20 protein-coding genes are annotated in these 16,151 nt (G+C 62.9%); 7 read left to right on the top strand and 13 right to left on the bottom strand.

Annotated features, from left to right (window positions below):
- Positions 1–60: 60 nt before the first annotated feature.
- Positions 61–492 (bottom strand): universal stress protein, encoded by a 432-nt coding sequence (locus tag PQ627_RS05480; protein ID WP_144663102.1) that lies wholly within the window; start codon positions 490–492, stop codon positions 61–63.
- A 160-nt stretch (positions 493–652) separates the two neighbouring features.
- Here PQ627_RS05480 and PQ627_RS05475 point away from each other — a divergent pair, with 160 nt between their 5' ends.
- Together PQ627_RS05475 and PQ627_RS05470 are read left to right on the top strand one after the other, a co-directional pair.
- Complete coding sequence (locus tag PQ627_RS05475) at positions 653–1,459, top strand: SDR family oxidoreductase (protein WP_274259121.1); 807 nt, start codon at positions 653–655, stop codon at positions 1,457–1,459.
- Between the two features lie 107 nt (positions 1,460–1,566).
- Positions 1,567–1,776: a dodecin gene (locus tag PQ627_RS05470; protein WP_274259119.1), complete on the top strand. Its 210-nt coding sequence runs from the start codon at positions 1,567–1,569 to the stop codon at positions 1,774–1,776.
- Between the two features lie 53 nt (positions 1,777–1,829).
- On the opposite strand, the gene PQ627_RS05465 is transcribed toward PQ627_RS05470, so the two are convergent.
- A complete protein-coding gene (locus PQ627_RS05465) occupies positions 1,830–2,708 on the bottom strand; it encodes a helix-turn-helix transcriptional regulator (RefSeq protein WP_274259117.1) in 879 nt (292 codons plus the stop codon).
- A 214-nt stretch (positions 2,709–2,922) separates the two neighbouring features.
- Here PQ627_RS05465 and PQ627_RS05460 point away from each other — a divergent pair, with 214 nt between their 5' ends.
- Genes PQ627_RS05460 through PQ627_RS05440 form a run of 5 tightly spaced genes read left to right on the top strand, consistent with a single transcriptional unit; the run spans position 2,923 to position 7,710 of the window.
- Positions 2,923–3,744: an aldo/keto reductase gene (locus PQ627_RS05460; RefSeq protein WP_274259115.1), complete on the top strand. Its 822-nt coding sequence runs from the start codon at positions 2,923–2,925 to the stop codon at positions 3,742–3,744.
- A 24-nt stretch (positions 3,745–3,768) separates the two neighbouring features.
- The gene (locus PQ627_RS05455) at positions 3,769–4,740 is read left to right on the top strand and encodes an aldo/keto reductase (RefSeq protein WP_274259113.1); all 972 of its coding nucleotides are present in this window, start codon (positions 3,769–3,771) and stop codon (positions 4,738–4,740) included.
- Positions 4,737–5,774, top strand: a complete 1,038-nt coding sequence (locus PQ627_RS05450) for an NAD-dependent epimerase/dehydratase family protein (protein ID WP_274259111.1) — start codon at positions 4,737–4,739, stop codon at positions 5,772–5,774. Before PQ627_RS05455 ends, PQ627_RS05450 begins: the two co-directional genes overlap by 4 nt.
- 59 nt (positions 5,775–5,833) lie before the next feature.
- Positions 5,834–6,664, top strand: a complete 831-nt coding sequence (locus tag PQ627_RS05445) for an aldo/keto reductase (RefSeq protein ID WP_274259109.1) — start codon at positions 5,834–5,836, stop codon at positions 6,662–6,664.
- 11 nt (positions 6,665–6,675) lie between these two features.
- Positions 6,676–7,710, top strand: a complete 1,035-nt coding sequence (locus PQ627_RS05440) for a lactonase family protein (protein ID WP_274259107.1) — start codon at positions 6,676–6,678, stop codon at positions 7,708–7,710.
- A gap of 73 nt (positions 7,711–7,783) precedes the next feature.
- Here the strand turns inward: PQ627_RS05440 and PQ627_RS05435 are convergent, their stop codons facing one another.
- From PQ627_RS05435 to PQ627_RS05385, 11 genes are all read right to left on the bottom strand, one after another.
- Positions 7,784–8,014: a hypothetical protein gene (locus PQ627_RS05435; protein WP_274259105.1), complete on the bottom strand. Its 231-nt coding sequence runs from the start codon at positions 8,012–8,014 to the stop codon at positions 7,784–7,786.
- Positions 8,011–8,208 carry a hypothetical protein gene (locus PQ627_RS05430; RefSeq protein WP_144663110.1) on the bottom strand — a complete coding sequence of 66 codons (198 nt, stop codon included), beginning with the start codon at positions 8,206–8,208 and terminating at the stop codon, positions 8,011–8,013. Before PQ627_RS05430 ends, PQ627_RS05435 begins: the two co-directional genes overlap by 4 nt.
- Positions 8,209–8,423: 215 nt before the next feature.
- The gene (locus tag PQ627_RS05425) at positions 8,424–9,341 is read right to left on the bottom strand and encodes a hypothetical protein (protein ID WP_274259103.1); all 918 of its coding nucleotides are present in this window, start codon (positions 9,339–9,341) and stop codon (positions 8,424–8,426) included.
- A 143-nt stretch (positions 9,342–9,484) separates the two neighbouring features.
- On the bottom strand, positions 9,485–9,991 hold the full coding sequence (locus PQ627_RS05420) for an RNA polymerase sigma factor (RefSeq protein ID WP_262276888.1): 507 nt from the start codon (positions 9,989–9,991) through the stop codon (positions 9,485–9,487).
- Between the two features lie 104 nt (positions 9,992–10,095).
- Positions 10,096–11,142 (bottom strand): HoxN/HupN/NixA family nickel/cobalt transporter, encoded by a 1,047-nt coding sequence (locus PQ627_RS05415; protein WP_274259100.1) that lies wholly within the window; start codon positions 11,140–11,142, stop codon positions 10,096–10,098.
- The gene (locus tag PQ627_RS05410) at positions 11,142–12,074 is read right to left on the bottom strand and encodes an urease accessory protein UreD (RefSeq protein WP_443192743.1); all 933 of its coding nucleotides are present in this window, start codon (positions 12,072–12,074) and stop codon (positions 11,142–11,144) included. Before PQ627_RS05410 ends, PQ627_RS05415 begins: the two co-directional genes overlap by 1 nt.
- A 50-nt stretch (positions 12,075–12,124) precedes the next feature.
- The gene (gene ureG / locus PQ627_RS05405) at positions 12,125–12,742 is read right to left on the bottom strand and encodes an urease accessory protein UreG (RefSeq protein WP_274259096.1); all 618 of its coding nucleotides are present in this window, start codon (positions 12,740–12,742) and stop codon (positions 12,125–12,127) included.
- A gap of 13 nt (positions 12,743–12,755) precedes the next feature.
- Positions 12,756–13,427: an urease accessory protein UreF gene (locus PQ627_RS05400; protein ID WP_274259094.1), complete on the bottom strand. Its 672-nt coding sequence runs from the start codon at positions 13,425–13,427 to the stop codon at positions 12,756–12,758.
- A 141-nt stretch (positions 13,428–13,568) separates the two neighbouring features.
- Positions 13,569–14,042, bottom strand: a complete 474-nt coding sequence (gene ureE, locus PQ627_RS05395) for an urease accessory protein UreE (protein WP_274259092.1) — start codon at positions 14,040–14,042, stop codon at positions 13,569–13,571.
- An 8-nt stretch (positions 14,043–14,050) separates the two neighbouring features.
- Entirely contained in the window at positions 14,051–15,781 is a 1,731-nt protein-coding gene (ureC, locus tag PQ627_RS05390) for an urease subunit alpha (protein ID WP_274259090.1), read from the bottom strand.
- Complete coding sequence (locus tag PQ627_RS05385) at positions 15,778–16,146, bottom strand: urease subunit beta (RefSeq protein WP_274259088.1); 369 nt, start codon at positions 16,144–16,146, stop codon at positions 15,778–15,780. The genes ureC and PQ627_RS05385 overlap by 4 nt, the downstream gene beginning before the upstream one ends.
- Positions 16,147–16,151 lie beyond the last annotated feature (5 nt).

Raw genomic sequence — 16,151 nt, 5'->3', positions numbered from 1 at the left:
GGGGACAGCACGTGTCGCTACGAGCACGCACTGCGACATGTGCTGTCCCCTGGTTGGGTTCTACGCGTCTACTTCGGTGTTCACGATGTACACGTCGCACGGGGCGCCGTGTGCAACGCTGTTGGCGATGCTGCCCAGTACACGGCCCAAGCCCTTCATGCGCTTGTTGCCGACCACGATCAGGGAAGCGTTGTTCGTCTCGGCATAGTTGATCAGGGCGTTGGCCGGGTTGCCGCGGGCAGCGAAGTACTTGACCTTGTCCGCTGGAACGTCGAGGTCTTCGGAGACTTTGCGGGCCACGTATTCGGCGGAGTCGGCCGAGGACACAGTGATGCGGTCGCTGCCGCTGCCGAATTCCTCGATGCGGTCATCGGAGAAGCCGCTGATGACGTGCAGTTCAGCGCCGAGGGCGGTGGCGAGTTTCGCTGCCGCTACGGCTGCCCGCTTGGCAGTTTCACTGTTGTCAACGCCGACCACAATAACTTCTGACATGAGTACTCCTGGTTCTCGGATTCGCTGGGTGCTGCTGCAGAGAAATCTACACTCCACAGCCATTCACCGGGATGACCCTCTTGCGCCGGGAGTGTTTGCCGCGGCGACGTGAGGGTAGGGATACATCATCGGAACCATCACGTCACTGAAAGGCAGGACCATGAGCGACGCACCATTTGCCCCGCAGACCGCCATCGTCACAGGCTCGGATTCAGGGATCGGGCGTGCCACGGCGGTGGCGTTGGCCCAGGCAGGCATGGATGTAGGGATCACCTGGTACTCGGACCAGCAGGGCGCCGAAAAGACGGCGGAGGAGGTCCGTTCCTTGGGCCGGAAGGCAGTTGTCCAGCAGCTGGATACCACTGACGCTCCCGGAACCGCAGCCGCGGTGGACAAGCTCGCTGAAGAGCTCGGCGGCGTGGACGTCTTCGTGAACAACTCCGGAACGGGCGACGGCACCAAGTTCCTGGATCTCGACTACGAGACGTGGATGTCCACGCTGAACACCAACCTCAACGGCGCCTTCGTCGCCATGCAAACCGCTGCCAAGCGCATGGTCAAAGCGGGCCGCGGCGGGCGCATCATCGCCGTCACCAGCGTCCACGAATTCCAGCCGCGGGTTGGCGCCTCGGCCTACGACGCCTCCAAACACGGCCTCGGCGGACTCATCAAGACGATGGCCCTGGAACTCGCCGAACACGGCATCACCGCCAACAACGTGGCTCCCGGCGAAATCGCCACCCCGATGACCGGCCAGGAGGACGAGGACCCCACCACCAAAGACCGTCCGGGCGTGCCGTTGGGTCGCCCTGGAGATGCCCGGGAAATAGCCGCCGTCATCGCTTTCCTGGCATCCCCGGCTTCCAGTTACGTCAATGGAGCCTCATGGCCCGTTGACGGCGGAATGCTGCAGATGGGACCCCAGGCTGGCTCCCACATCACCAGCCACGACTGGCGTGAAAGCTAAGCCGCACCACCTCTGGCCGCACGGAGTTCCGTGGGCTAGTCTGCATGAACGGCCTGCCCCGCAGGCCTGGATTTCCCAATATTCGTAACACGTTGATGAGGAGCACCATGGCTGGCCACACCTATAGCGTTTCCGAGATTGTAGGAACTTCCACCGATGGCGTTGACGACGCCATCAAGAACGGCATTGCGACAGCGTCCCAAACACTGCGGAACCTCGACTGGTTCGAGGTCAAGGAAATCCGCGGACACCTCGAGGACGGCGCAGTCGCCGACTGGCAGGTCACCATCAAGCTCGGCTTCCGGCTGGAGCGCTGACTCTCCCTACGCGAGTTGGCAGTTAGTGCAAATGTTCACCTGGAACATTGGCATTAACTGTCATCCCGGCGGGCCGGCTCAGGTTGGGGAGCCACTGCTTCCACCGCGCCCAAGCTGAGCAGCATCAAAGCGTCCGACGACGGCGAACCGGCCTTCGCCGAATAGACCCGAAGGTGCTGGTCGGGATCGTCCGGGAGACTGAGCGTTTCGAAGTTCAGTTCCAGGTCCCCCACCACCGGGTGGTGCAGCCTGACAGTGCCTGCGGCGCGCGTGGCAACCCTGTGCCCCGCCCACCACTGGCGGAATTGTTCGCTGTGGACTGCGAGCTCGCCTACCAACTGGTTCGTTTCGGGATCGTTGGGGTGCCGGCCGACATCCATGCGCAGAGCGCCCACGGCCTCGGCAGCAACGGTCTTCCAATCACGGAATAACGCACCGGCAGCGGGGTCCAGGATCAGCCAGCGCGTGAGGTTGCGCTCAGCCGCCGGTAACAAGGAGAAGTCCGTGAATAGCAGGTGCGCCATGCGATTTCCGGCCAGGACATCAGCACGTCGGCCGAGGACCATGGCGGGAACATCCCCCACCGCGTCCAGCAACTGCCTCAACCCAGGCCGGACCTTCTGCACGGGACCGGGGTTGCCCGCGGAACTGGCGCAGTGCTCCAGCAGGTCCATCATGTGCGCCTGCTCCCCGGGGTCCAGGCGAAGTGCCCTCGCCACCGAGTCCAGGACTGCCTTGGAGGGGTGGATATTGCGGCCTTGTTCCAGGCGGGTGTAGTAGTCCGTGCTCACGCCCGAGAGGCGTGCGACCTCTTCACGGCGTAGCCCCGGGACCCTTCGTGAACCGCTGGATTCCTGCGCTCCGGCGTCCTCGGGCTGGAGGCGGGCACGCATGACTTTGAGGAATTTGCCGAACTCGGCGCTCTGACCCATCCGTCCATTCTGCCGCCCAGGGTGTGTGAAAGGCCACTGTTGTGGGTAGGACTACCAGACCTAGGAAAAACAGGATCAGGCTGTAGTGCTGACTCTGCCCCCAAAACTGCATAGGCTCAGAGCAGAGCCTCCGAAAACGCTTTCTGATGCCCGGCCCACGGGACAGAAGCGACGGAGCGCCAAGGCCATAACCATCCCGTCGAAGGAGACCGTCATGCCAGAGCTGACACTGAACAACGGCGTCACCATCCCCCAGCTGGGATTTGGTGTCTTCCAAGTGCCCGCCGACGAAACGCAGAAGGTGGTGGAAGATGCCCTGGAAACGGGGTACCGCCACATAGACACCGCGGCCGCCTACCGGAACGAGGCCGGAGTTGGTGCCGCGATCAAAGCCTCGGGAATTCCCCGGGAAGAACTCTTCATCACCACCAAGCTTCGCAACGGCGAGCAGGGCGAGGCCTATGACGCTTTCCAGCGAAGCCGCGATGCCCTGGATCTGGAAGTGATCGACCTTTACCTCATCCACTGGCCGGTCCCTTCCCAGGGGCTCTACACGCAGGCCTGGAAGGAGATGGAGAAGCTCTACCAGGACAAGCAGATCCGGGCGATCGGCATCTCCAACTTCCTCACCGAGCATGTGGATACGTTGCTGCGCGAAGCCGAGGTAGTCCCCGCAGTAAACCAGATCGAGCTGCACCCAACCTTCCAGCAGGGCGAGTTGGCCAACAAGTGCCGCGACCTCAGCATTGCCGTTGAGGCGTACAGTCCGCTGGGGCAGGGCAAGGACCTGAATGCGGAGCAGGTGGCCCTCATCGCAGCGGCACACGGCACTACTCCTGCACAGGTGATCCTCGCTTGGCACCTGGCACAAGGAACCATCGTGATCCCCAAGTCCGCCGACTCAACCCGGATGCGGGAGAACTTCGGCGCCGCCGACCTCACCCTCACCGAATCCGAACTCGCGGCCATCACCGCCCTGGAGGCGGGTGCGCGCATCGGTTCCGATCCCGCCGTCGCCGCTTTCACCCAGCTCTAAGACCACACAAAAGGACCAACAGAAATGCAGTACACCCATCTGGGCCGTTCCGGCCTGAAGGTTTCACGCCTCTGCCTTGGAACCATGAACTTCGGCCCCCAAGCCGACGAGGCAACCGCGCACTCCATCATGGATTCGGCGCTGGACTCGGGCATCAACTTCTTCGACACCGCCAATGTCTACGGCGGGGTGGAGCACCGCGGCTGGACGGAGGAAATCATCGGCCGCTGGTTCGCCAAGGGCGGCGAGCGCCGTGAGCGGACCGTGCTCGCCACCAAGCTGTACGGCACCATGACGGACCGGCCGAACGAGTCCAAGTTGTCCGCACTGAACATCCGGCGGGCACTGGACGCGAGCCTCAAGCGGCTGCAGACGGACTACATCGACATCTACCAGTTCCACCACATTGACCGGGATACTCCGTGGGACGAGATCTGGCAGGCCATCGAGGTGGCCGTCCAGCAGGGCAAGATCCTTTACTCGGGCAGCAGCAACTTTGCGGGTTGGCACATCGCCCAGGCGCAGGAAGCGGCCCGGCGGCGGAACTACACCGGCCTGGTCAGCGAGCAGTCCATTTACAACCTCTTCAAGCGTGAACTGGAGCTTGAAGTCATTCCGGCGGCGCAGCAGTACGGCCTTGGCTTGATCCCGTGGTCTCCGTTGCAGGGTGGCCTGTTGGGCGGCGTACTCAAGAAGGAAGAGCAGGGCGTCCGCCGAACCGAAGGCCGCGCACTGGAGACCCTGAAGAAGCACGAGGACCAGATCCGCCACTACGAGGATTTCGTGGACGAGCTCGGTCAGAAGCCGGGCGACGTCGCGTTGGCGTGGCTGCTTCACCAGCCGGCGGTGACCGCGCCGATCGTGGGCCCGCGCACCCAGGAACAGCTGGACGCAGCCATACGCGCCCTGGACGTTTCCCTGAACGAGGACGCGCTCAAGCGGCTGGACGACATTTTCCCGGGCCACCGTCCCGCGCCCGAGGACTACGCCTGGTGACCGCCCTCCTCCCCAAAAGCCTTGGGGCGGAGGCGGACACCGTCTCGCCGCGGAACATCCTGTTCATCGGCGGGACCGGGGTCATCAGCGCGGCGGCGGCTGAACGCGTCGTCGCGCTGGGCCACCGGCTGACCATCCTCAACAGAGGACAGTCAGCCGGCCGGCCGGTACCTGACGGAGCCGAAGTCCTGCACGCAGACATTCGGGACGCTGAGGCAGTGCGTGGGGTACTTCAGGGAAAGGAGTACGACGCCGTCGCGGACTTCATCTCATTTACACCGGATCACGCCCGGGTCGGGTTGGAATTGTTCCGCGGGCGGACGGGACAGTACGTCTTCATCAGTTCCGCTTCGGCGTACCAAAAGCCGCCCACGACGTTGCCCATCCGCGAATCCACGCCGCTGAAGAACCCGTTTTGGAAGTACTCGCAGGACAAGATCGCTTGTGAAGAGCTGCTGTTCGGGGCATACCGGGACTTTGATTTCCCACTGACCGTGGTACGTCCCTCCCACACGTATGACCGGACCAAGATAGCGATGGTGGGCGGCTGGACCGACATCCACCGGATGCGGGCAGGCAAGCCGATCATGGTCCATGGCGATGGCACCTCACTCTGGACCCTCACCCACAGCCGAGACTTTGCCAAGGCCTTTGTGGGGCTTTTGGGCAGGCCTCAGGCGGTGGGCGGGAGCTACACCATTACCTCTGACGAGTTCCTGCCCTGGAACCAGATTTACCGGCTGTTTGCCCGGGCTGCCGGCGTTGAGGAGCCCGAACTGTTCCACGTTTCCTCGGACACGATTGCCAGGCACAGCCCGGAGCTCGGGCCCAATTTGTTGGGCGACCGTTCGCACTCGGTAGTTTTCGACAACTCCAAGATCAAGGCCCTCGTTCCCGATTACCGGGCCACCATCCCGTTCGCGGATGGTGCCAGGGAAATCGTCGAGTGGCATGACAACCACCCTGAGCTGCAGGTGGTGAGCGGGGACTACATGGAACTGAGTGACCGGCTCTTTGATTGGTCCCGGCGATAACGGTTGCCAAGCAGTGAACGGCCAGCGTAGAAACGTAGAAACCCAGAGGAGAGCAGCCCATGGAACTTGCCCCGCTTATCGAACTGAACGATCACCACAAGATCCCGCAAATCGGCCTTGGGACCTGGCCACTGAATGATGCGGAAGTTGCCGATGCCGTCGCGGAAGCTGTTTCCTGCGGCTACCGGCACATTGATACCGCGGTGAAGTACGGCAACGAAAAGGGCGTGGGCAACGGGATCAGGGCGGCCGCAGTGGACCGTTCGGAGCTCTTCATCACCACCAAGCTCGACGGCGAATTCCAAGGTGCAGGCAGGGCGGTGGAAGGCTTGGACGGTTCGTTGGAGCGCCTGGGCCTGGAATACGTTGACCTGCTCCTCATCCACTGGCCCCTGCCCCGCCGGGGTGAGTTCATCTCCACGTGGAAAACCTTTGAGGAGCTCCAGGCATCGGGCAAGGTGCGCTCCATTGGAGTGTCCAACTTCAAACCGGCTCACTTGGACCAGTTGTTCCACGAAACCAATGTTGTTCCCGCTGTCAACCAAATCCAGGTCAGCCCTTCGATCCCCCGTCCCGCTGCACGGGCTTACAACGAGCGGCACGGCATTGTCACCGAGTCCTACAGTCCGTTGGGGGCCAGCAGCGACTTGCTGAACGCCCCGGTGCTGGCTTCCATTGGGGAAAAGTACGGAAAAACTCCGGGCCAAGTGGTGCTCCGCTGGCACGTGCAGCAGGGACTTGTCGCCATTCCCAAAACTGCGAATCCCCAGCGCATGAGGGAGAACCTGGACGTCTTCGACTTCGACCTGGACCAGGACGACCTCAGCAAACTGCAAACCCTCGACGCCGGCCCTGACGCAGGCGTCGACCCGGATGTTCAGGGACACTAGGGAGGACTGACATGGAAACTCTTATCTGGACCGGTTCCTACACCGCTGACCGGAACGCGAAGGGCGAGGGAATCGCTGCCATCTCCGCCGATTCCGAAGGAAACCTCACCTCACTGGGACTGGCCGTTGCCGCCGACTCGCCGTCGTTCCTCGCGCTGCACCCGACGCTCCCTGTGCTCTACGCCGTGGCAGAAGAAGCGGGCCATGTACAGGTCTACCGCCGGACAGGCGACGCCAAGCTCGAAGCCTTTGGCGATCCATGGCCCACCGGAGAAGCGACCTGCCATGTCGGTGCCGATCCACAGGGCCGCTTCATCGTGGCAACTTGCTGGGGTGACGGCCAGGTCATCCTTTTTGAACTGGACGACGGCGGCGCCATCACCTCGCGCGCCAGTGCGGCAGCCGCCGTCGACCCTTACGCCGGGACAACCCCCGACGGCGCGAGGCCCAGCCGGGCGCATTCGAGCCTGATGCTTCCCGACGGCCGGGTGATGACCACGGACTTGGGAAATGACCTGGTTCGGGTGTGGCAGTACGTGCCCGGTGAGGGTTTGAAGGCCGACCACCAGTTGGTCCTGCCGATGGGATCGGGGCCACGGCATATGGCACGGCACCACAGCGGGACTGTCTTTGTGGACACTGAGTACTCGGTGGAGGTCGCAGCCGTGCGGATGGAACCTGACGGCACCTATGAGCTGACCTCGGTGGTCCCGGCCAGCGCCACCGGTGCAAAAGATGGCGACGCCGGCGCTGAGATCGCGCTGTCCTCCGACGGCCGCTTCGCCTACGTGGGCGTGCGGGGGACCAACCGTATCTGCGTGCTGGAAGTTTCCCCCGACGGCTCCGGTCTCGAACCCGTTGGCGAGGTGCCCTGCGGCGGCGAGTGGCCGCGCCACCACCTGGTCCGCGAGGGCTGGCTGTACATCGCCAACGAAGGCTCGGACGACGTCGTGAGTTTCCGCCTGGACCCGGAAACCGGGCTCCCCGACGGACCCGTGGGCCGCGTGGAAACAGGCGCGCCCAGCATGTTGCTCGCGGCCGGTTAAATGACACCGAGATGGCATTTAATGACAATGATCCGCTCAGACATTGTCATTATTTGCCATCTCGGCGAGTTTTTCAGGCGGCCCAGACCTCGACGTCGTCTGTGCCGCAGATGAGTTTGCGGCCGGTCGGTTCGAGGACCACCCAGAGCAGTTCCTGGTGCTTGGAGACATCGTCCACGCGCCCCTTGCCGGCGCCCCACGCGACGTCGTAAATCCACACAGGATCGCCGGCGCTGAGGTCTGCCCACTCGGAAGCAGGCACATGGCGGTAGTCGGCCGGGCGGTTCAGGATGGAGCTGGTCATGCCGATACTTCGGCGGAAGTGCGCCGCCTCCACAGAGTCGGGACACCGTTGTAGGCCGGCAGCACGTGGCCCTCAGCGAAAACCTGGACGGTATCCGGTTCGCAGTCCGGGCTCCACAGACCCGACGCCGGGCAGTGGGAACCAGTGGGCATGACGCGGGTGGCTCGTTCGCGCAGGAGGGCGATGCTCTTCATCGTTGAAACTCATCCTTGGGGTAGATCGGGGCACTTTGTGAAGTAGATCTCTCCAACCCTATGTAAGCCGCGGACGCTTCGTTATGGGCAGTTGCACAGCGTTTATCCACCGCGGTATGCAAAGGCACAGTGACCGTTTACCCGTCGCCCAACTTGGGTACAGGAAACGTCGCTCCGGGCTGCCGGAGCGACGTTTACTGATCCCTTGGACGGGCCTAGATGTAGTTGAGGCTGAGCAACATGGACTTCAGCTGGGCATACTGGGTAGTGCCCATCCAGGCCGTGGCAGCTGCCGGGGTGGCAAAGGTAGGCCGCTTCGCCGGGTCAAAGAGCACGTAGGCACTCATGACACCGTTGGGCATTGTGATCTGGTTGGTGCCCGAAGAGCTGATGCCGGCCTTGAGCTCCGAAGTGAGCCGGACATCCATGATGTACGTCGGAGGGCCTTCGACAGGTCCCGATTGGGGTGAGGGCATTCCCTCGTAGGGCGGCCCCTCGTAGGGGATGTACTGGGGCTGGATCGACGAGAAACCGAATTCCACCTGGCTGCCGTTCACGTCCCTCACTCCGGGGACCACGGCCCGGTCAAGGACTGTCCGGTCCACCAACCCGGCCGTACCGTCGCCGTAGAATCCGCTGTAGATGTAGGCAACGGGCGAGCCGGCACTGTCCATGACGGTGGCACCCTGCGAAGCCGCTTTCGTTTCCTCTGACAGGTATGGACCTTGCTCCGTCTTGACGCTCCATCCGACTGGGTAGCTGAAGGAGAGGTGTCCGTCGGGGAACGTGTAGCTCTGGACTTGGCCAGCATGCGGCAGCGTCGTTGTCGAAACGGGCGTTGGCGCCACCACCGGGACAGTAGCGACAGGCGTGGAAGTGGGCTGGGGCGTTGCAACTGCTGTGGGTGTCGCTGTCGGAGCAGGCGTTGGCGTGGCCGTTGTCGACGGCGTGGCGGACGCCGACGGCGCGGCCGTGGCTTCGGCTGAAGTGAACGTCGCCGCCGGGGCCGGGGTGGCACCGACCGGCCCGAAGTTGGCGGCCACCAGAACGCCAGCCGTTACCGCTGCAGCGCCGAGGAACAATCCACCGGCAATCTGGAACTTCCTTGCCCGGCGCTTTTCAAGGGAAGCCACGTTCGAGAGAGTATTCGCGTCGCTGAATACAGTTGTCCCGGACAGGATCCTATGGAGCGCTTCCTCACCCTTGGGTTCCGGAGCGTCATTCATATCCCACGGGTCAATTGCTGAAATCTGGTTCTTGATAGGATCCATGATCTTCAGGCCCCCAACTTCTGTGTAGTAAATTCGGCCGCCGGCATCTGTTTGCGGAAGGCCGTACGTGCGCGGTGCAAGCGGACTTTCGCCGCTGATTCGCTGCACTGGAGGACTCCGGAAATTTCGGCCGTGCCCAAACCGTCCCAATAGGCGAGCTGCAGGATTTCGCGGTCCTGTTCGCGCATCCGCATCAAAGCGTCCTGAACCACGACGTTCTCGGAGTCATCCCCAAAGCGCTGGACCGCCGTCGTCCGGAGCTTTTCCTGCAGGGCGAGTCGCCTGTCGCGGCTCCGGTACGCGTTCCCCACCAGGTTGCGGGCGACTGTCAGAAGGTATGGAAGTTCCGGGGTGGACTCGTCCGTCCACTTCTGCCAGACGACGCGGAAAACGTCCGCGGCGATCTCCTCGGCTATATCCGCCGATTCCACGCGTCGGCGAACAAACTTGAAGACGGACGGATAGCTGTCTTTATGAATGGCGATGAACGCCAATTCGCGCTCGGAAAGCACGATTTTCCCCCTGAAATATAGAGCCCGGACCTGCAGGATACTTGTCTAGTTTCCGGCTCGGGCCCGCCGGTTACAGGGAGCGGAAAATATTTGTGTGCCGTGGGCTACGCGGATCGCCGCAGCGCCCGTCCGCGCCAGGCAGACACACCCCACACGATCACGAACAATGCCACGAGGATCAAACCGGCATCGCCCAAGTCGATTCCCCCGAGCCAGGTTGTCAGAGGATCATTCAGTCCGAAAGCGGCGTTGAGGAAGCCACCCAGCGTAATCACGGAAATAAACAGTGCCGAAACTGCCGAGATGCCTGTAATGACGGCGTTGAAGCCGAGTTTCCGTCGGGGATTGTGAAGGGCGGATTTGTACATTTTCATCATCGCAACCCCGTTGATGGAGTCGCACAGGGTCATGGCTGCCGTGAACGCCAGCGGCAGGGCCATCAGGGCGAGCGGCGAAACGCCGGCGAGTGACGCCGTCGTGGTGATGACCAGCAGCCCGATGGTGGTGGCGGTATCGAACCCCAGGCCGAACAGGAAACCGATCACGTAGATGTTCCTGGGCCGCTCCACTTTGGACAGGGGTTTCGCCAGCAGCCGCGCCACGAAACCTTTGGCCTCCAGATCCTCGGGGCGCAACTCACCGCCGGCCTGCACCTTCCGGTAAACCTGCGTGGCACGGATGAACGCCGAGCCGTTGAACAGGCCCATCGCCAACAGGAAGAGCCCGGACACCCCACTGCCGATCAGGCCCAGCACCATATTGCCGGTGGTGCCGTCCTCCATGAACTGCCCAATCAGCGTGGCACCGGCAACCACCAGCAGACCAGCCAGGATCACCACGGAACTGTGCCCCAGGCTGAATGCGAACCCAACGCTCACCGGGTCCTTCCGCTGGGCTACGAACTTGCGCGTCGAGTTGTCGATGGCCGCGATGTGGTCCCAGTCGTAGCTGTGCTTGATGCCCGCAACGTAAGCGGTGACCACCAGCCCGAGCGCCAGCGGTTGAGCGCCTCCCGCGCCTCCCGCAAGCAAAAGCACGACGGCGGCAAGATGCAATGCGGCGACGGCACCGAAGGTGAACAGCATGCGCGTCCGGAGGGACAGAGCGTCCCGTTCGCGGTACATCGTGGCGAACTCGGTCAACGCAGTCATCAGTATTTCCTCAGGTTCAGGGGCTCCTGCCCGTACCAGCGTCCGCGAAGGAAGTTGGTGCAGGCACCCAGCAGTGTGTTGAGTTCTTCGGTGCTGTTCGACAACGATCGCAGCACAAGCCCGGTGGTTCCGGCAATAGTCGCGGTCAAAGAAACTCCGGTGTACGCCTCAAATCCGCGGGTCAGTTCATGCAACTGGTCAGCGAGCCCTTGGTCCACCCGTGGATCCACCACCACCAGCGACCCCAGATGGCTGAAGCCCTCCATGAACCCCAGCCCCGTCACATCGTTGAGGGGAGGCCGGATCAGGAGGTTGTCCAGCGCCAGCAGCTGCGTGACGTTTTCGTCCTCGACCCGGACCTCGTTCCTGAGCCGCACTTCCTCAAAGCGGAACGCCGCACCGTCGGGCGACCAACCGGGCGTGATGACTTCGGCCATCACAAAGCACGACGTCGGGTCGAGACTGATGTGCGAATTCTGCCGGTAGCTCGCCTCCCGGTAGGCAATCAACTGGTCGGGCAACAGCTCCAACCGCGAGCCCTCCCCCAGCCGCACACTCATCCGCTGCTCAGCGAAGGACCCGGGCGTCCGATACACCTTGGTTGCCGACTGTGTAGTGAGGAGCAGGTCAGCCCCGTCTTCGACCTCCACCTCAATAAGGAACAAATCCGCCCCAAGATACGCTCCACCCGGATTGACCATGACATAACAAACCTGCCCGGACTCATCGAGATAGTGCGGCCTCAAAACCCGCAAGGCCCCCTCATGGAACTGCCGCGAAGCCACAGCCCTCCCGGCCCGTACACTAACCCCAAGCTCCAGCCGCCCCCGCACCGGCCGCTCCGCGTGGGATAACCCCGCGTGGGGCTCTGGTTCCAGTCCTTGGCCTTGGTCAGCGGAGGCGGGGATAAGGGGCCGCGGCGTGGCGGGCATCGCGAAGCGGGCACGGCCCCTTATCCCCGCCGAAGCGGTGACGGCCGCCCTCACGAGGCCAAGTCGAGCATCAGGACATCCCGCCGGATCCAGTTGAGGACGTCTTCGAGCCCCTCATCGGTCTTGAGGTTGGTGAAGCAGAACGGCTTATCACCGCGGAACTCCTTGGAGTCCCGTTCCATGATGGACAGGTCCGCACCGACGTGGGGCGCCAGGTCGGTCTTGTTGATGATGAAGAGGTCGGACTTGATCATGCCTTGCCCGGCCTTGCGGGGGATCTTCTCGCCTTGCGCGACGTCGATGATGTAGATCGAGAAGTCCACAAGCTCGGGGCTGAAGGTTGCCGAGAGGTTGTCGCCGCCTGATTCGACGAAGATGACCTGCAGCTCGGGGTGGCGGGTTTTCAGTTCTTCGATGGCGGCCGTGTTCATGGACGTGTCTTCGCGGATGGCCGTGTGTGGGCAGCCGCCGGTTTCGACGCCGATGATCCGGTCTTCCGGCAGGATGCCGTTGGCGGCCAGGATTTTGGCGTCCTCAATGGTGTAGATGTCGTTGGTGATGGCGGCCATTGAGATGTCGCGGCTCATGTGCCGGGTGATCCGCTCCACGAGCTGGGTCTTTCCTGCTCCGACAGGGCCGCCGATGCCGATCTTGATGGGTTCAGTCATGTGTCCTCCTGCATTAGCTCATGAACATGCGGGCACGTTGCCGTTCGTGCCGCATTTGTGAAATTTCCAGTCCGGGGCTGACTGCCCCGAAGTCGTCCCAGCACAGCTGTGCTATATCCCGGGTGGCGGCAGCAACGGCGTCGTGCGCGTGGCGAAGTACCCGCTGCCCGGCGTTCTGCCCCAACGGTATGGCGCGCACGGCGTTCTGCGTCAGCGACGTAACCGTGGCAAACAGGTAGGCACCAAGGGCCTCCTCGAAGGGGACCCCCAATGACCGCGCGATGACTCCAAAAGCCAAGGGTTGATGCCCGGAAGCCACCCCCTCACGAACCAACTTCCGGTAGCCATCCAACTGCGTCGACGGGAACACTTCCCCACCGATCTCAAGCAGCCGCCCACCCATCTTCACGGAAGCCTCCCGCACCTCCCGAGCCAACAGCTGCCCCGAAAGAACAGAATCCAACAACCCAACATCCACCCCGTCATAAAGAAAGCGCAGAGCCAACCCATCGGAATAAGTCAATTGCTGCCCCACAAAAGCGGAAAGCCAAACCCCAAACGACGCCTCATCCCCAACAAGCCCACGCTCGATATAGCCCTCAAACCCCAAAGAATGAGCAAACGCCCCCGTAGGCAAAGCCGAATCAGTCAACTGTTGAAGAGCAAGCTGATATGCGGCGCTCAAGGAGTACCGCCCAAGGTGACGGCTGCGCGCTGGAGTGGAGCTGGGAAGGGGGCCGCGGCGTGGCGGGCATCGCGAAGCGGGCACGGCCCCCTTCCCAGCGAAGCGCAAGCGCGCGCACCCAACCTGACGCTGCGCTTGACTTTAGTGCGAGTGCTCAGCATGGCGGAACGGCACCGGCATGACCCGTTCTTGCCTGTCGTAGGGGACGCCGACGCTCTTCAGGTAGTCCTCGACCGTGTGATCGTACTGGCACACCATGACTTGGGCCCCGTACTCGGAATCGGAGCCGAAGAATTGCGCCTGCAGGTGACGGTTGCCGAGCGAATGCGCCACGACACCCATTTCGTGGATGCTCCGCGGCGCGATCACCAGGACATCGGTGGGCAGCACGGAGATGACGATGACGTTGTGGTCGTCCAGCGCCAGGATGTCACCGTCGCGGAGGTCCCCTGAGCCGCTGGGGAGGCGGATGCCTAGTTCCTTGCCGTGGTCGGTGGTGACGCGCTGGATGCGTTTGACCAGCAACGCACTCGGGAGCACCACCTTTTCCTTGTGGTGACCGGTGAAGGCCTGGGGTTGCTCGTGCAGGTTACCCAGGATTTTTTCGATGATCATGCGGGCTCCTAAAACAGGAAGTAGCGCTGCGCCATGGGCAACACGTCGGACGGCTGGGAGGTGACCTCTTCGCCGTCGACCGTCACCTTGTAGGTTTCGGGGTCGACGGCGATGTCCGGCGTTTCGCCGTTGAATTTGAGGTCCGCTTTGGTGAGGTCGCGGATGCCGGCCACGGGTTTGATGACGCGTTCGAGGCCGAGCTCTTCGGGCACGCCGGCGTCGATGGCTGCCTGGGAAAGGAAGGTGATGGACGTCTGCTGGAGCGCCTTCCCATAGGTGGCGAACATGGGCCGCATGGTGCGCGGTTGCGGCGTGGGGATGGAAGCGTTGGAGTCCCCCATCAGGGCGTAGGCGATCTGTCCACCCTTGATGACGAGTTCGGGTTTCACGCCGAAAAACGCCGGATCCCACAACACGAGGTCCGCGAATTTTCCTTCTTCCACGGAGCCGATCACGTCGGCCATACCTTGGGCGATGGCAGGGTTGATGGTGTACTTGGCCACGTACCGCTTGAGCCGGAAGTTGTCCGAGTCCGGCGAGCCATGCTCCGCTCCCGAGGGGTCCTGCAACACGCCGCGATGGCGTTTCATGGCGTCGGCTACCTGCCAGGTCCGGGTCACGACTTCGCCCACCCGCCCCATGGCCTGGGAGTCCGATGACGTGATGGCGAAGATGCCGAGGTCGTGAAGCACGTCTTCGGCGGCGATGGTTTCGGCCCGGATGCGGGAATCGGCGAAGGCCACGTCTTCCGGGATGTCCGGGTTGAGGTGGTGGCACACCATGAGCATGTCCAAATGCTCTTCGATGGTGTTCTTCGTGTAGGGCAGCGTGGGATTGGTGGAGGCGGGGAGGACGTTCGGCAGGCCGGCGATCTTGATGATGTCCGGGGCGTGGCCGCCGCCGGCACCTTCGGTGTGGAAGGTGTGGATGACCCGGCCGTCGATTGCCCGGATGGTGTCCTCCACGAAGCCGCACTCATTAAGGGTGTCTGTGTGGATGGCCACCTGGACGTCGTATTCGTCCGCCACGCGTAGGGACATGTCAATCGAGGATGTGGTTGAGCCCCAGTCCTCATGGACTTTCAGCCCTACCGCACCAGCGCGGATCTGCTCAGCGAGGGGCTCGACGGCGGACGCATGGCCCTTTCCGAACAGGCCGATGTTCACGGGCAGTCCCTCAGCAGCGAGCAGCATCCTGGAGATGTGCCACGCGCCGGGCGTGATGGTGGTGGCTTTGGTGCCTTCGGCCGGGCCGGTGCCGCCGCCCACCATGGTGGTGATGCCGTTGCACAATGCTGCCGGCACCTGTTCCGGGGAGATGAAGTGGATGTGGGTGTCGATGCCCCCGGCAGTGAGGATTTTCCGTTCGCCGGCGATGATTTCGGTGCTGGCCCCGATGACGATGTCCACGCCATCGGTGATCTGCGGATTTCCGGCCTTGCCGATCTTGAAGATGTGCCCGTCTTTCAGGGCGATGTCGGCCTTGTAGATTCCGGTGTAGTCCAGGACCACGACGTTGGTGATGACGGTATCCGGGATCTCGTGCGAACGGGTCAACTGTCCGTTCTGGCCCATGCCGTCGCGGATGACTTTGCCTCCACCGAAGACCACTTCCTCGCCGTGGACCGTGTAGTCCTTCTCGATCTCAAGGAAGAGTTCCGTGTCAGCCAAACGGATGGCGTCACCGGTGGTCGGTCCGTAGAGTTCGGAGTATTGCTTGCGTGATATCTCGAAGCTCACTGGTGGTCCCTTTCCGCTGCGACGCCCGGGCGGGGTTCCCCGGCAACCCCGGTACCGCCGTCGAGCTTTCCGTTGACCGCATTGCTGAGGCCGAAGACTTCGCGGGACCCGGCAAGCTCAATCAGTTGGACCGTTTTCCTGTCCCCCGGCTCGAAGCGCGCGGCCGTGCCCGCGGGGATGTCCAAGCGGCGGCCGTATGCGGCTTCGCGGTCGAACTCGAGGGCGGGGTTTGCTTCGGCAAAGTGGTAGTGCGAACCGATCTGCACGGGACGGTCGCCGCGGTTTACGACCTCGACGGCGATCGCCTCACGTCCGCTGTTGCAAGCGATGGAACCTGGCCGGAGCCTGTATTCACCGGGGATCATGGGGG

Origin of the sequence: Paenarthrobacter sp. AB444 (genome assembly GCF_028736865.1) — a bacterium.
GTDB classification, from domain to species: Bacteria; Actinomycetota; Actinomycetes; order Actinomycetales; family Micrococcaceae; genus Arthrobacter; species Arthrobacter nicotinovorans_B.
This window is presented reverse-complemented; position numbering and strand designations above follow the sequence as displayed.

What these genes read in the sequence shown, in the direction of transcription:
- PQ627_RS05480 (WP_144663102.1), bottom strand. Translation starts at nt 492, where the DNA reads ATGTCAGAAGTTATTGTGGTCGGCGTTGACAACAGTGAAACTGCCAAG.
- PQ627_RS05475 (WP_274259121.1), top strand. Translation starts at nt 653, where the DNA reads ATGAGCGACGCACCATTTGCCCCGCAGACCGCCATCGTCACAGGCTCG.
- PQ627_RS05470 (WP_274259119.1), top strand. Translation starts at nt 1,567, where the DNA reads ATGGCTGGCCACACCTATAGCGTTTCCGAGATTGTAGGAACTTCCACC.
- PQ627_RS05465 (WP_274259117.1), bottom strand. Translation starts at nt 2,708, where the DNA reads ATGGGTCAGAGCGCCGAGTTCGGCAAATTCCTCAAAGTCATGCGTGCC.
- PQ627_RS05460 (WP_274259115.1), top strand. Translation starts at nt 2,923, where the DNA reads ATGCCAGAGCTGACACTGAACAACGGCGTCACCATCCCCCAGCTGGGA.
- PQ627_RS05455 (WP_274259113.1), top strand. Translation starts at nt 3,769, where the DNA reads ATGCAGTACACCCATCTGGGCCGTTCCGGCCTGAAGGTTTCACGCCTC.
- PQ627_RS05445 (WP_274259109.1), top strand. Translation starts at nt 5,834, where the DNA reads ATGGAACTTGCCCCGCTTATCGAACTGAACGATCACCACAAGATCCCG.
- PQ627_RS05440 (WP_274259107.1), top strand. Translation starts at nt 6,676, where the DNA reads ATGGAAACTCTTATCTGGACCGGTTCCTACACCGCTGACCGGAACGCG.
- PQ627_RS05435 (WP_274259105.1), bottom strand. Translation starts at nt 8,014, where the DNA reads ATGACCAGCTCCATCCTGAACCGCCCGGCCGACTACCGCCATGTGCCT.
- PQ627_RS05430 (WP_144663110.1), bottom strand. Translation starts at nt 8,208, where the DNA reads ATGAAGAGCATCGCCCTCCTGCGCGAACGAGCCACCCGCGTCATGCCC.
- PQ627_RS05415 (WP_274259100.1), bottom strand. Translation starts at nt 11,142, where the DNA reads ATGACTGCGTTGACCGAGTTCGCCACGATGTACCGCGAACGGGACGCT.
- PQ627_RS05410 (WP_443192743.1), bottom strand. Translation starts at nt 12,074, where the DNA reads ATGCCCGCCACGCCGCGGCCCCTTATCCCCGCCTCCGCTGACCAAGGC.
- ureG (WP_274259096.1), bottom strand. Translation starts at nt 12,742, where the DNA reads ATGACTGAACCCATCAAGATCGGCATCGGCGGCCCTGTCGGAGCAGGA.
- ureE (WP_274259092.1), bottom strand. Translation starts at nt 14,042, where the DNA reads ATGATCATCGAAAAAATCCTGGGTAACCTGCACGAGCAACCCCAGGCC.
- PQ627_RS05385 (WP_274259088.1), bottom strand. Translation starts at nt 16,146, where the DNA reads ATGATCCCCGGTGAATACAGGCTCCGGCCAGGTTCCATCGCTTGCAAC.